The organism is Flaviramulus multivorans, assembly GCF_021728415.1.
Taxonomy (GTDB): Bacteria; Bacteroidota; Bacteroidia; order Flavobacteriales; family Flavobacteriaceae; genus Sabulilitoribacter; species Sabulilitoribacter multivorans.
Window position 1 is genome coordinate 93,275 of the sequence record NZ_JAKKDV010000002.1, and the last position, 13,713, is coordinate 106,987.

Annotated in this window: 13 protein-coding genes; 4 read left to right on the forward strand and 9 right to left on the reverse strand. The window is 28.9% G+C overall.

The features are described from left to right. Positions 1–178 precede the first annotated feature (178 nt). Positions 179–1,219 (reverse strand): cysteate synthase, encoded by a 1,041-nt coding sequence (capA, locus tag L3X39_RS05225; protein ID WP_237230716.1) that lies wholly within the window; start codon positions 1,217–1,219, stop codon positions 179–181. A 78-nt stretch (positions 1,220–1,297) separates the two neighbouring features. Beyond that, the gene (locus L3X39_RS05230; protein WP_237230717.1) at positions 1,298–3,358 is read right to left on the reverse strand and encodes a S9 family peptidase; all 2,061 of its coding nucleotides are present in this window, start codon (positions 3,356–3,358) and stop codon (positions 1,298–1,300) included. Positions 3,359–3,444: 86 nt separating this feature from the next. On the opposite strand from L3X39_RS05230, the gene L3X39_RS05235 reads away from it, so the two are divergent. Next, positions 3,445–3,768, forward strand: coding sequence for a YbaB/EbfC family nucleoid-associated protein (locus tag L3X39_RS05235; protein WP_237230718.1), 324 nt, complete (start codon positions 3,445–3,447; stop codon positions 3,766–3,768). Positions 3,769–3,771: 3 nt separating this feature from the next. Here the strand turns inward: L3X39_RS05235 and L3X39_RS05240 are convergent, their stop codons facing one another. Next, positions 3,772–4,788, reverse strand: coding sequence for a threonine aldolase family protein (locus L3X39_RS05240; RefSeq protein ID WP_237230719.1), 1,017 nt, complete (start codon positions 4,786–4,788; stop codon positions 3,772–3,774). 178 nt (positions 4,789–4,966) lie between these two features. On the opposite strand from L3X39_RS05240, the gene L3X39_RS05245 reads away from it, so the two are divergent. Next, on the forward strand, positions 4,967–5,647 hold the full coding sequence (locus L3X39_RS05245) for a DUF8692 domain-containing protein (RefSeq protein ID WP_237230720.1): 681 nt from the start codon (positions 4,967–4,969) through the stop codon (positions 5,645–5,647). On the opposite strand, the gene L3X39_RS05250 is transcribed toward L3X39_RS05245, so the two are convergent. Further along, complete coding sequence (locus L3X39_RS05250; protein ID WP_237230721.1) at positions 5,644–6,354, reverse strand: hypothetical protein; 711 nt, start codon at positions 6,352–6,354, stop codon at positions 5,644–5,646. The genes L3X39_RS05245 and L3X39_RS05250 overlap by 4 nt on opposite strands. Positions 6,355–6,552: 198 nt before the next feature. Between L3X39_RS05250 and L3X39_RS05255 the strand changes: the two genes are divergently transcribed. Both L3X39_RS05255 and L3X39_RS05260 read left to right on the forward strand, forming a co-directional pair. Beyond that, positions 6,553–7,482, forward strand: a complete 930-nt coding sequence (locus L3X39_RS05255) for a beta-1,6-N-acetylglucosaminyltransferase (protein ID WP_237230722.1) — start codon at positions 6,553–6,555, stop codon at positions 7,480–7,482. An 88-nt stretch (positions 7,483–7,570) separates the two neighbouring features. Further along, positions 7,571–8,608, forward strand: a complete 1,038-nt coding sequence (locus L3X39_RS05260) for a glycosyltransferase family 2 protein (protein WP_237230723.1) — start codon at positions 7,571–7,573, stop codon at positions 8,606–8,608. Positions 8,609–8,612: 4 nt separating this feature from the next. Here the strand turns inward: L3X39_RS05260 and L3X39_RS05265 are convergent, their stop codons facing one another. Genes L3X39_RS05265 through L3X39_RS05285 form a run of 5 tightly spaced genes read right to left on the reverse strand, consistent with a single transcriptional unit; the run spans position 8,613 to position 13,486 of the window. Then, the gene (locus L3X39_RS05265; protein WP_237230724.1) at positions 8,613–9,776 is read right to left on the reverse strand and encodes an acyltransferase family protein; all 1,164 of its coding nucleotides are present in this window, start codon (positions 9,774–9,776) and stop codon (positions 8,613–8,615) included. Further along, positions 9,777–10,793: a glycosyltransferase family 2 protein gene (locus L3X39_RS05270; RefSeq protein WP_237230725.1), complete on the reverse strand. Its 1,017-nt coding sequence runs from the start codon at positions 10,791–10,793 to the stop codon at positions 9,777–9,779. It lies immediately after the preceding gene. Between the two features lie 28 nt (positions 10,794–10,821). Further along, positions 10,822–11,487: an HAD family hydrolase gene (locus L3X39_RS05275; RefSeq protein ID WP_237230726.1), complete on the reverse strand. Its 666-nt coding sequence runs from the start codon at positions 11,485–11,487 to the stop codon at positions 10,822–10,824. Further along, positions 11,477–12,445, reverse strand: a complete 969-nt coding sequence (locus L3X39_RS05280) for an ATP-grasp domain-containing protein (RefSeq protein ID WP_237230727.1) — start codon at positions 12,443–12,445, stop codon at positions 11,477–11,479. Before L3X39_RS05280 ends, L3X39_RS05275 begins: the two co-directional genes overlap by 11 nt. A 24-nt stretch (positions 12,446–12,469) precedes the next feature. Beyond that, the gene (locus tag L3X39_RS05285) at positions 12,470–13,486 is read right to left on the reverse strand and encodes a glycosyltransferase family 2 protein (protein ID WP_237230728.1); all 1,017 of its coding nucleotides are present in this window, start codon (positions 13,484–13,486) and stop codon (positions 12,470–12,472) included. Positions 13,487–13,713: the final 227 nt, after the last annotated feature.

The following is a 13,713-nucleotide window of genomic DNA, read 5'->3' on the forward strand; positions in this document are numbered from 1 at the left end:
AAAAAAATATGCGAATTTAAATTTAAGAAAAGCTTTAGCCTTAGTTAGTTCCTGCAAAATTAAATATTTAAATGGATTGAACATAATTTTTAATGCCCAATTATTAACAAAGTAATTAAAACAAATGGTGTTTTGCTTGCAAGCAAAACACCATTTGTTTTATAAGTGTTATTTATTTTTATTTTATATACTGAATATTCTGTGCAGCCGCTTCATTAATACTATCAAAAAAGCCTTGATCATTCATCCATTTATCACTATACACTTTACTCATGTAACGTGAACCATGGTCAGGAAAAATAACAACTACATTATCATCTTTTTTAAATCTTCCTTCTTCCCCTAATTGTTTAATAGCTTGCATTGCTGCCCCTGAGGTATAACCCACAAACAAACCTTCAGATTTCGCTACAGCTCTCGCCATATGTGCACTTTCTTCGTCTGTTACTTTAACAAACTCATCAATCATGTCAAAATCTGTAGCAGTAGGTATTAAATTTTTACCTAATCCTTCAATTCTATATGGATAAATTTCTTTTTCATCAAACTCTCTAGTTTCATGATATTTCTTAATTACCGAACCAAAAGCATCAACTCCAATAACTTTTATATCAGGATTTTGCTCTTTTAGATATTTAGCTGTACCAGAAATAGTTCCACCTGTACCACTACATGCGACTAAATGTGTTATTTTGCCTTCCGTTTGGTTCCAAATTTCTGGACCTGTTGATTTATAATGAGCATCAATATTTAACTCGTTAAAATACTGATTGATATAAACCGACCCTTTAATTTCTTCATGTAAACGCTTAGCCACTTGATAGTAAGATCTAGGATCATCAGCACTTACATGTGCAGGACAAACATAAACCTTAGCACCCATAGTTTTTAGCATATCTATTTTATCTGCTGAAGATTTAGAACTTACTGCTAAAACACAATCGTAACCTTTAATGATACTCACCATGGCAATACTAAAACCTGTATTACCAGAAGTAGTTTCAATTATAGTATCACCTGGAGAAAGGATGCCTTTCTTTTCAGCTTGCTCTATAATGTAAAGTGCTATTCTGTCTTTTGAAGAGTGTCCTGGATTAAAAGATTCTACTTTTGCGAAAAAGTTACCTTTAAATTTGGAAGCTATTTTATTAAGTTTAACAAGCGGTGTATTGCCTACTAAATCTAATACATTATCAAAAACTTGATTTCTGTGTTTCATAAATGCTTTTTATAAACCGACTTACTTTCAAAAATAAATACAGTCTAAAATCGGTCAAAAATAAAACATTTTTTTTTATTAACCATAAATTCCTTCTAAATCTAGCAAAAAGGCATATTCTAAAGCTACTTCTTTTAAGCTTTCAAATCGTCCGGAAGCCCCACCATGACCCGAATCCATATCGGTGTGTAACAGCAATTTATTGCTGTCGGTTTTAAGCTCTCTAAGTTTTGCTACCCATTTAGCAGGTTCCCAATACTGCACTTGCGAGTCATGCAAACCCGTAGTTACCAACATATTTGGATATGCTTTAGATTCTATATTATCGTAAGGCGAATACGATTTCATGTAATGATAATACTTTTCATCATTAGGATTGCCCCATTCGTCATACTCACCCGTTGTGAGTGGTATAGAATCATCCAACATAGTTGTAACTACGTCAACAAAAGGTACCGCAGCAATAATCCCGTTGTAAAGTTCAGGATTCATATTTATAATAGCTCCCATAAGTAAACCACCTGCAGAACCTCCGTATGCATATAAGTGTTTAGTCGAAGTATAGTTTTGTTCAATTAAATGTTTTGAGCAATCAATAAAATCGGTAAACGTATTTTGTTTGGTTAGTAATTTTCCATTTTCGTACCAATTTCTTCCTAAATATTCGCTACCTCTAATATGGGCAATGGCATAAATAAACCCTCTGTCTAAAAGACTTAATCGAATTGAAGAAAATGATGGATCAATGGTTGAACCGTATGAACCATAGGCGTATTGGAGTAACGGATTGGTACCATCGAATTTAACACCTTTTTTATAAACTATTGACATAGGTATTTTTACACCATCACGAGCTGTTGCCCAAATGCGCTCTGATATATAATTTTCCTTTTTGAACTTACCCCCTAATATATCTTGCTCCTTTTTAATTTCACTTTTTTTAGTTTTGAAATTATAATCAATTATAGAACTGGGATGTGTTAATGAATTGAAACCATAGCGTAAAACATCACTATCAAAGTCTGGGTTATTACCAATATAAGTTGTATAAGTCTCTGAATTAAAGGGTAAATAATAATCTTCGTTACCATCCCAACTTATTATCCGTAAATTATTGAGTCCGTTTTCACGTTCATTTACAACTAAATAGTCTTTAAAAATTTCAATATCTTCAATTAAAACATCTTTTCTATGTGGAATAAGGTCTTTCCAATACTTTAATTCAGTCGAATTTTCGTTAGCTTTTGAGATTTTAAAATTGGTAGCACCATCAACATTCGAAATAATATAAAACGAATCATTAAAATGAGCTATACTATACTCCAATTCCTTTTTTCTTTTCTGAAACACCTTAAATTCGTCATCTGGTGTGTTTGCATTTAAAATTCTATATTCAGATGATAAAGTACTTGAAGCCCCAATAACAATATACTTTTTAGACTTTGTTTTATATACAAATGTGTTAAAAGTTTCATCGGCTTCATAATAAACAACTGTATCTTCACTTGTATTAGTATGCAGTTTATGTTTAAGAATTTTATTAGACCTTAAAGTAACCTCATCTTTCATAGTGTAAAACAAGGTTTTGTTATCGTTTGCCCATGTAGCTCTACCAGTGGTATTCAAAATTTTATCGTCTAAAATTTCATTAGTTTCAAGGTTTTTTATTTGAATTGTATATTGCCTTCTACTGACGGTATCGGTTGAAAAAGCAGCGAGTTTATTATCAGGGCTAATGGCAATGCCTCCTAAGTTAAAATATGAATGCCCTTCAGCCATTTTATTACAATCAAACAGTACCTCCTCTTCTGCTTCTAAAGTTTCTTTCTTACGCACATAAACTGGATAATCCTTACCTGTTTCGTAACGTGTTATATACCAATAACCATTTAATTTATAAGGAACTGTGGTGTCGTCTTCTTTAATGCGACTTTTCATTTCTTCAAACAAATCCTTTTGAAGCGTTTCGGTATGCTTCATCATCGCTTTGGTATAAGCGTTTTCAGCATTTAAATAAGCTAAAACCTCTGGGTCTTCTCTATCATTTAACCAATAATAGTTATCTATTCTGATATCATTGTGAATTTTTAATTCTTTTGATATTTTTTTGGCTATCGGAGCTTGAATTTCTTTTTTCAAAAAAAGGGATTTTAATTCTTAAAATTTAAGTCCTCAAAAATAGAAAAATTAAATAGTTTTGTAATGTAATACAAAAATTATAAGTTATGTTTGGAGATATGATGAATATGATGGGTAAACTTAAGGAAACCCAGAAAAAAGTTGAAGAAACTAAAAAACGTTTAGATACCGTTTTAATTGACGAAGCAAGTAATGATGATAAGCTTAAAGTTACTATTACCGCTAATAGAACCATAAAATCTATTGAAATTGACAATAATTTACTTGAAGATAAAGAACAACTTGAAGATTACTTAATACTTACCTTAAATAAAGCTATTGAAAAAGCGACCAATGTAAACGAAACAGAACTTGCCGCGGTTGCCAAAGAAGGAATGCCAAATATTCCTGGAATGGATTTGTTTAAATAACCTTTAAAGATTTTTTATACATTTTAAAAATGTTTCATGCATCGCATCAGTATAATCTAAATGCGTGACCATTCTTAACTTTCCGCTACCCATTCCAATAATACGAATGTTTTTATCGGCTAGTTTTTGTACAAAGGCTTTTTCACTAACATCGTTATTTAATTCAAAAATTATAATATTAGTTTCAACAGGTTCTACATATTTAATGATTGATAATTTGCCAAAAGCATTTCCAATATCTTTTGCTTTGTCATGGTCTTCCTTTAAGCGTTCCATATTATTATCCAGCGCATACAGGCCAGCAGCAGCTAAATAACCTGCTTGACGCATATTACCTCCAAATATTTTTCTAATCCTAATAGCGTTTTCCATTATATCAGAATCTCCAATTAATAAAGACCCTATAGGACACCCCAAGCCTTTACTTAAACAAACCGAAATAGTATCGAACACGTCTCCATATTGTTTAGGTGTTTCATTTTTTGCAACCAAAGCATTCCAAATTCTTGCGCCATCTAAATGAAAACCTAGCTTATGCTCATCGCAAACACGTTTAATTTTTAAAATTTCATCAAAACCCCAACACGTTCCTCCTCGCCTATTGGATGTGTTTTCTATTTCTACTAAACTTGTTTTGCTATAATAATAAGCATCAGGGTTAATGGCATCTTTTACTTGTTTTGCAGTAAACATGCCGTTTTTACCGTCAATTAATTTGCATGAAACCCCACTGTTAAACGAAGCTCCACCCGATTCGTAATTATAAATATGGGCGTATGCGTCACAAATTACCTGATCTCCTGGATTGGTATGCAATTTAAGTGCCGTTTGATTTGCCATTGTACCGCTTGGAAAAAATAGTGCTTCTTGCTTACCAAACATATTAGCAATACGGGTTTCCAATTTATTTACGGTTGGGTCTTCTCTAAACACATCATCACCAACTGGAGCACTCATCATGGCTTCCAACATAGGTTTTGAAGGTATTGTTACGGTATCGCTTCTAAGGTCTATTATCATACTATTTATTTAAAAAAACTAAAATAAATAATTAAAAATTCATTTAAGCTATTAAGCGCTATCTGTTTAAAAACTATGCTTTTAATTATTAATCGAATTTAAAAGTAATTCAGCTAATAAATGAGTTACATTCACTTTCTAAATTTACATTTAGACACTAAAATATTCATTCAATATAATGATGTTTAAAAATCTAAAACTCTTCTTTACAAGTTTAATCGACTCAAAAAATTATCATACCCTTTTACTTATTCTATTGCTTTCGGCAGATTTTATTTTCATCGCTGTTCATTGTTTAAACATCTATGGGGTTATTGGTCGGAATAATCTCTATTCTATTGTTAATGAAAATGGGTATTCTGAGATTTTTCAGTACTTAAAAGAATTTTGGGTTTTTATTATTATGTTTCACTTATTTATTAAAAAAAAGAGTATCTCTTTTTTAATATGGTCACTTCTATTTTTATATGTCCTACTAGATGATTCTTTAACAATTCACGAAACTTTTGGTGAATATTTGGCAAAATATTTTGACTTAAAACCTAGGTTTAGATTACGTGGAGAAGATTATGGTGAATTAATCGTTTCCTTTACAGTTGGAGGTTGTTTTATTGCGGCTCTTATTTTAGCATATTTAAAATCAAAAACTAATATTCAGAAAATTTCGCAGCATCTCTTTATCTTTTTACTTGTTTTAGCCTTTTTTGGAATATTCCTAGATATGGTACATGTTTTTTATAATGACAGTCATAAACTTGGGCTTTTAGAAGATGGTGGCGAAATGTTAGTAATGAGTTTCATCATGGCTTATGCGTTTAATCTATTGAATATCATAGTTGTCTCAAAACAGGTGAGTTAAACTCCTTTTACAAACAAAATCTTTTTATTTAACCATAAATACAGAAAAGAGCTAATTGCTATTAATAATTCAATAAGCTCAGAAAACTTACTAAGAACAAAATCTATATTTACATTCAATTTTAAAAAATCACTTGAAAAATCTAAAATAGAATGAAAAACAATAATCAAAAACCATATTAATAAAAAAGTAGGAGGGGCAATTTTGAAAAACATAAATTTATTTTTTAAAAGAATTCCTATTATCCCACCAAAACCATAAGAAAATCTCAAAATTTCAGTATTTCCTTGAATACCATTTAGGTTATGTAACGTTGTTTCTCCCTGCATATTTATTTCTTTCCAATATTCAGGTGTGTCAAATTGCAAAAACCATTGTCCCCACGCTATTTCTTCCATAGCAATAAAAATTAAACATATAGAAAATAAGCCATAAAATATTGATATAAACATTTTTTCTTTAGGAAAAATTCTAAGAGCAAAAAATACTCCGAAAATTCCTGCAAGCATAAAAGTAATAAAAGTCAATAATTCGACAGGATGATTTTCTTCTAGCAACCATAATCCAAAACTTCTTGTAATAGGAATAACTAATATTAAAGCCATGACCAATGTCAATATCACTGGGGCTATAAAAATAATTAAGGCTGTTTTATAACTTATATTATTTGACTCGTCAAAAAAATATTTTCTAAACAATTTATTCATTTCTTTATTTGAAAAATTTCTTAGGACTAATATAGCAATATTTCTAAGCTACTTAAATTAATTTTTAAATTTTGAAACACAAAAATAAAACAACCTATTTTATATTATCCTGTCAACAATAAGATGTAATGCTTGTTTTTCAGATTGAAAGTTTTTTGAACAAGTAATTTTCATATTTTTAAATGCTTTTAAAATACTATGAATCTAAACTACCTTATTCTAGCACATAAAAATACAACACAGGTTGAGAGACTCATAAAAAAACTATATACAGAAAAAACACAATTTTATGTGCATATAGATAAAGCTGCGAACATTGGTTTATTTAAAAAAGAGCTTTCAAGTTTTAGCAATATTAAATTTGTTGATGATGAAAACCGAATCAATATTATTTGGGGCAATATAAGTATTGTAAAAGCTACGTTACAATTAATTAAAATGGTGATTTTGGATGAAAGACAAGGCCATTGCATACTATTGAGCGGCCAGGATTACCCACTAAAAAGTAATGAATTTATTAACCATTTTTTTGAAAAGCACAAAGACGTCAATTTTATTTCAAGCGAAAGGATAACGTCTGAATCATTTGACAATAGAGGATTGTCAAGAATTAATCATTATAATTTTCACCCTTACAAACATTCAACAAATAATATAGAAATACCTCCCGTTTATCTTAGACTTTTTTATCGAAAAAGAACTTTTAAGCAGGTTTTTAGATTACTTTTTAGTAACAAGTGGTATAAACTATATATGATTTTTTTAAATCGCACATTTCCTGATAAAATCACGCCTTATGGAGGCTCGCAATGGTGGGCATTACCAATGAAAAGTATAAAACTTATACATTCATTTTTAATCAATAACCCTGATTATTTAAAATATCACGAATACACTCAGGTTCCCGATGAAATCTTTTTCCACAGCATCCTTCATACAAAGATTTCTAATGACTTAATAAAACCTAACATAACTTATGTGAAATGGCCAAAAACTGAAACACCATCACCAATAACTTTTACTATAAATGATTTTGAAGAACTCCATAATTCAAAAGCCATATTTGCAAGAAAGTTTGATATTAATTTGGATAAGCAAATCATGGATAAACTTGATTCACAAGAATAAATTATACATCGCATTTTAATGCATTTTATCTTAAATATTAAATTAATTACTGCCATCTGCTTAGTTTAGCGAAAAACTATTGAAACTAATGAAATTAAGCATCATTGTACCATGCTATAATGTTGAAGATCACATCATAAGATGTCTTAACAGTTTAGTTAATCAAAATTTAAATCCTTCAGATTTTGAGATTATAGTTATTGACGATGGTTCGTCGGATACAAGTATCTCTTTGGTTAAAGAGTTTATTTCTAAACATAAAAACATCATTCTATATACTCAAGAAAACAGAGGACTCGGTGCTGTACGAAATAGGGGTATAAAATTGGCAAAGGGTGAATATATATATTTTATCGATTCGGATGACTACCTTGCTTATAATACCATGAATATTATTTTGGAATCCGCTATAAACAATGACGTCGAGATCTTGGGTTTTCAAACAATTCTAACAGATGATTTAAGTTTATTTAAATCTGAAACTGTTAACGAATTTAATGAAACATCTGTTTCAACAGGTGTAGAATATATGCTTAAAAGTAAATTACACCGTTCTGAAGCTTGGTGGTACATATTAAAACGAGAATTTTTAATAGATACTGGTCATACTTTCGAAGAAGGGAAATTTATGGAAGATATTGTGTTTACATTTAGAATTCTTACAGATGCTAAAAGATTTTTATTCCTTCCCATTGATGCGCATAGATATGTTAAAAATCCTGATTCGATTATGAACAATGAATCTCAAAAGCATCTTACTAAATTAATAGAAGGTTATATAAGCATGATATTCAGATTACATGCACTTGCTGAAGAGTTTAAATCGAAAAAACAAAATGACATCCAAAAAGTAATACATAAGATAAAATACACTTCTAATTTGAATACCTTTTTTATGTTTTTTAAAATAATTCGATCTAACATATCAATAAAAAATATCAATATTATTTTAAATAAACTAAAAAAAATAGGCGCTTACCCTTATAATAGAAGGCAGGTTACTGAAGAATATAGCCATATTAAAATAAAGGTAATAGCTTTTATTTTTAACAATAAGTTTGTTTTCTATACGCTACTTTATCCTCTAAGGGTTCTTTATAAAATGAAGTTAATAAAGCTTCCATAAGCAATTACTTTACCTTATTCGGTCTTAATAGGATATATATATGTTTCAAAATATATTTTTTAAAATTCTTTGGCCAATTTATGTTCATGCAGGGTTTCTCAATTAACAAATAGTAAATTGAACAAACTATTAATATTATAGGCAATAAAATTAAAATTTGTACTAAAATATTAATTGTATAATCTGTTGAAAAACTAAATAGTGAAGTTCTTTTAATGATAACAGAAATTAAAACATAATGCAATAAGTAAATGCTATAACACATGCCGCCAATTATTGATATCCATTTAATTCTAAAAACATTTTGCCAAAATTGAGTGTTCAAAACAATATAATAGAACATGAAAATTAAAAAAGGATAAATAACTTTTGCCCAAAAGCCATATGAATCACTTAACAAAAGGGAGAATAAAAGAATTAAACCTAGAACAAGAGCCAATCCTTTATTAATGCTTATTTGGCTTTTAGTGACATATAAATCACATAATAACATGCCTACTAAAAAATAATGAACATATCTAAAAAATGAAAAAAAACTGATGTCTATAAAGTTTCTTAGAAAAGGAATGATGAATATGGCTAATAAAAATATGAATCTACGTCTTTTAAGCCCAAGGCGATATATTAATGCAATAATAGGGGCCACAACATAAAACTGTATTTCAATTTCTAAAGACCAAGCAATCGGAGTTATTTTACTTGCAGAATGATAAATAAAGTTATGTAAATAAAGAAGGCTTGCTCCTAGATTTGGTAAAAGCTCCAAAAAAACGCTCTTGTTTAAAACGACTTTTATAAGAAAAATTGAAGATAATGCAATAATATATGGAGGTTCTAACCTTGTAATGCGTTTCCAAAAATATTTTCTAAGTGACACTTTTTTTACACCAACTAGATGGTGTTTAGCAAATGGAAGCCCTAATATAAATCCACTAATCGCAAAGAATAAAGGAACTCCCATATGCCCATTATTAATTATATACCACAATAGTTTTTCAAAACCATGGTCTGAAATTGTTGGATTAATTTGAATTTGATATAAAACTTGAATATGTAATAAAACGACCCATAGAATCGCTAAAAATCTAAGCCCGTCAAGTTCTGGAATATACTTTTGGCTAGTTTCCCTTTTAAAAAGATTATATATATTTTGAGTAAGGATTCTCAACTACTTAATTAATTTATCTTTAACTGAAAACATAGTCATCAAAATAAATTCACTATTTACAAAACAATTTAAAAATATATATTTTAAAGACTTGTAATGATCTTGCGTAAAATTCTTTATCGGGTATGCATAAACCCCTTTTAGTTGTTTTAATCTGTTTTCCACTTCATTTTTACTATATTTTTCTCGAATCATATTTATAATATTGAAAAAAGTAAAAACATCTCTTCTAAATTTAAGATTATCAATTATAGTTTTTTTATACTTTATAGTTTCTCTCTCAGTTTCATTAATTAAATTACTATAACTAATTATCATACTAAACATAGAATCAATTAATTTTCTTTTTTTATCTGCGCTTTCGCCTCTCATAACTGAGGATGTTGTTTGCACATATCTATGAATAGGTAATGGATAAAAAACTAAATTTTTTGCTCTTAAAATGGATTTTACAGTAAAAATAACATCAGAGTTATTCCCGTTTGAATCAAAACATATACCATTAGATAATATTAAATCTCTTTTTATCAAATACCACCAAACCTCATGTCTTAAACCTTTATTTTCTTCAAGATATTTCAAACCCGTTATAATTGAGAGCTCAGAAGGATTATCAACACAATTTTTTAAATCATACTCATCTAATTTTTTTGTTAGCACAGTATCAAAACCAATAAAGTCCAATTCGTTTTTCTCAGCGTACTCTAAGATACTTTTTAAAGAATTATATGCTATATAATCATCTGCATCTAAAAAATAGATATAATCCCCTTTTGCATATTTTAAAAGTTTATTTCTAGTTGAATCTGATCCTGAATTACTTTCTTGATGTAAAAGAATATTGTTATAAGATTTTTGATAGTCTTTAACAATCTTGACACTATTGTCGGATGAACCATCATCCATTATAATGATTTCATAATCATTGGCCTCTATGTCCTGATTTACTAAACTTTCCAAGCAGTTAGCAATATAAGACTCTGCATTATACATTGGAATTAAAACACTTAACTTCATATTTATAACTTAAACTGCTTAATCTTTACTAAAAAACTATCTTCATCAGTTCAGAGAATTCATCAATCTTATATTGCGCTAAATACTCTTTTTGAACCATCGATGTGGTTTGTTTATGAATGTTTAAACCATTATCATTTAAACATATGGTTGTCCAACCAAGCTTGTTAGGGGTTACAAAATCTTTTTTAATATTATCTCCTATATAAGAATATTGAGCTTCACCAAAAACGTTTTCAAAATACTTATAATTATTTACATCAGGTTTTTCGCTACCAAACTCTTCTGAAATTACTATCTCCGAAATCCAATTGTTTAATTTTAAAGCTTCTATTTTACTTCTTTGTTGATGGCTTCTGCCATCGGTTAAAAGCCCCATAAATACACCACGTTTTTTTAAATCATTTAATACGCCTACTTTGCTTTTTTCTAATTGTAAATTCGGCCTATGAGTTCGGTAAATATTAAGTAATTCTTCAACATTAAGTGATGAGTTATACGCTTTGATAACCCTTTCAAATACATTATGATTATTATAAAACCACTCAAGCATTTGATTGTAGATAATTAGTGATTTTACTGAAACCTCCTTACTTATTTTTACAGAGATTTCTTTGTAGGCAGATTTTAAAAAATCTATTTCATTGTAGAGTGTATCGTCTAAATCAAAAACAACAACATTCTTAATTCTCATAGTTTTTTATTAAAACTTCATCATCATATCTTAACATCAACAGGTTGTCTTCCCAACCATCAAAATATTCTATCTTTTCATTTAGCATAAATTCTTGAATAATCCATTTTGGATAATTGCCTCCCGCTAAATATGATAATGGGAAACCACCTCCAAACCTCGGATTAATCTCTATACCTTTTATCTCATTAGTTGCTTTATGCAAAAAAAACTGAATTGTAATACATCCAATAGCTCCTTTTAATAACGATAAGTTTTTATCGATATATGTTTTTAATAAATTTCTTTTCGTAACCCCTTTACTTACTTCACCAGCTCGGGTTTCAATTCGTTTTCTTGGTATAACACATTTTAAATTGCTATTAACATCATAATACAAATCACAGGTATATTCATCGTATATGGCTTTATCAAAATACTCAAAAAATCTAAGTGATTTTTTATTTAAAAGATGTTTAGATATTTGTGATTCTTTTCTTATTATAAAATTGTTGTTACTACCACTCCCTTTTAACGGTTTAACAAACATCGGGAGTTTATAGTCCTGCTTAGAATATTCTTCAGCTACACTAATATTTAGATCTCTAAATAAGCTGTGCGTCTTAATTTTATTATTACATGATTTTATTAAACCTTTGTCAGATATTACTATAGTTATATTGTGATTTAAAAACTTTTCTTTGTTTTTCGATAATATCAGTAGCTCTGTATCTATTGTTGGTATAACTAGTTTTATATTTTTTTCAAGACAAACTTTCAACAAACATTCAGCATAATCATCATCATCAACTTTACAGATTTTTATAAAATTATCAGCCACTTGAGCAGCCGGAGAAAGACTCGGGTTAAAATCTGCAACAAATACTTTTCCTTGCGGAAAAATAGCTTTTAATTCTTTCTTAAAAGCTTTAACTAATGAAACTCTCCTACCACCAGATGTAATTAATACGTTGTTCATGTAATACTTATATTCAATTAGTTTTTACCTTTTCAATTTTAAAATAGGGTTAGATATTAAAAATAGCATATAATAAATCCTTTTTATATTGAACAGCTTTACCAGCAATGTATAAACAAACCCATTGTAATCTTTTCCGATAAATGCGTTTAATGGATATGCCCCTATGTTATTCATATTTGTAATTGTTTTTTTAACCTTGTCAAACTTTATGGTTGATTTTAGCATCCGTATCATTAAAAAAAAAACAAAGGATTGCTGACGTGCCTTTAAGCGTTCAATACATACTTTGTTCTCTTCATTCTTTTCTAAACCCTCAATAAGCGGTTTATACATTAAGGCGGCATTTGCATTATCATTAATAACTTTTAAATAATGACTAGGTTCTTTACTTGTCATTGCCGACCCTTCAACTTTCACATGTCTGTGAGCATCAATATCCAACTTTGAAATACGCTCTGCTTTCAATAATATATTGCCTGTAAAAATTGCATCTTCCATCCATCTGTCTTCAATAAATCTTAGGGGAATTTCGTTTAGAAAATCTCGATTTATGATATACCACCAAATTTCATTCTTGAAACTAAAAGAAGCTATATATTCTCTACCGTTAAATATTTGTATCGGAAGGCTTTTGGCATTACTTGTTTGAGATTTATTTATATCCGTTTTAGTAGTGCCAAGAGACGAAAATGCTAATATTTGTAAATTATTTTTTTCGGCATAATATAAAATTATCTCTAATACATTATCTGCCAAATAATCATCTGGATCTATAAAATATATATATTGCCCTTTTGCTAAATCAATCCCTTTATTTCTTGCACTTCCAACACCCCCATTTTTTTTGCTATATACATGAATATGAGAATACTTTTGTTCAAAGTTTTCAACAATTTCTAAACTGTTATCTGTCGAGCCATCATTGATAATCAGTATTTCATACTCCTTTTCATTTAAACCTTGATTTAAGATACTATCAAGACAAGTACTTACGTACTTTTCAACATTATATAAAGGAATGATTATACTTAACCTCAATCGATTTAAAATTTATTATAGCATTAATAATTAAATCAAATAATTAATCAACTAGTCAGTCAATAAAATTAAAAGTTAGGGAAAAGTGTAAAATTATTTGTTAATTAATAGCATTCAAATATATATTATTAAAATCTGACTGGTACAAAAAGTCGATTAAAAGTAGAAATTTCCTATTAACTAAAATTTGTGTTTCTATATAAATTATTAATTCTATTTTTGCGCAA

Coding starts and splice junctions, on each gene's coding strand:
- L3X39_RS05255 (WP_237230722.1), top strand. CDS start 6,553: ATGAATCTAAACTACCTTATTCTAGCACATAAAAATACAACACAGGTT.
- L3X39_RS05235 (WP_237230718.1), top strand. CDS start 3,445: ATGTTTGGAGATATGATGAATATGATGGGTAAACTTAAGGAAACCCAG.
- L3X39_RS05245 (WP_237230720.1), top strand. CDS start 4,967: ATGATGTTTAAAAATCTAAAACTCTTCTTTACAAGTTTAATCGACTCA.
- L3X39_RS05275 (WP_237230726.1), bottom strand. CDS start 11,487: ATGAGAATTAAGAATGTTGTTGTTTTTGATTTAGACGATACACTCTAC.
- L3X39_RS05250 (WP_237230721.1), bottom strand. CDS start 6,354: ATGAATAAATTGTTTAGAAAATATTTTTTTGACGAGTCAAATAATATA.
- capA (WP_237230716.1), bottom strand. CDS start 1,219: ATGAAACACAGAAATCAAGTTTTTGATAATGTATTAGATTTAGTAGGC.
- L3X39_RS05240 (WP_237230719.1), bottom strand. CDS start 4,788: ATGATAATAGACCTTAGAAGCGATACCGTAACAATACCTTCAAAACCT.
- L3X39_RS05270 (WP_237230725.1), bottom strand. CDS start 10,793: ATGAAGTTAAGTGTTTTAATTCCAATGTATAATGCAGAGTCTTATATT.
- L3X39_RS05260 (WP_237230723.1), top strand. CDS start 7,571: ATGAAATTAAGCATCATTGTACCATGCTATAATGTTGAAGATCACATC.
- L3X39_RS05280 (WP_237230727.1), bottom strand. CDS start 12,445: ATGAACAACGTATTAATTACATCTGGTGGTAGGAGAGTTTCATTAGTT.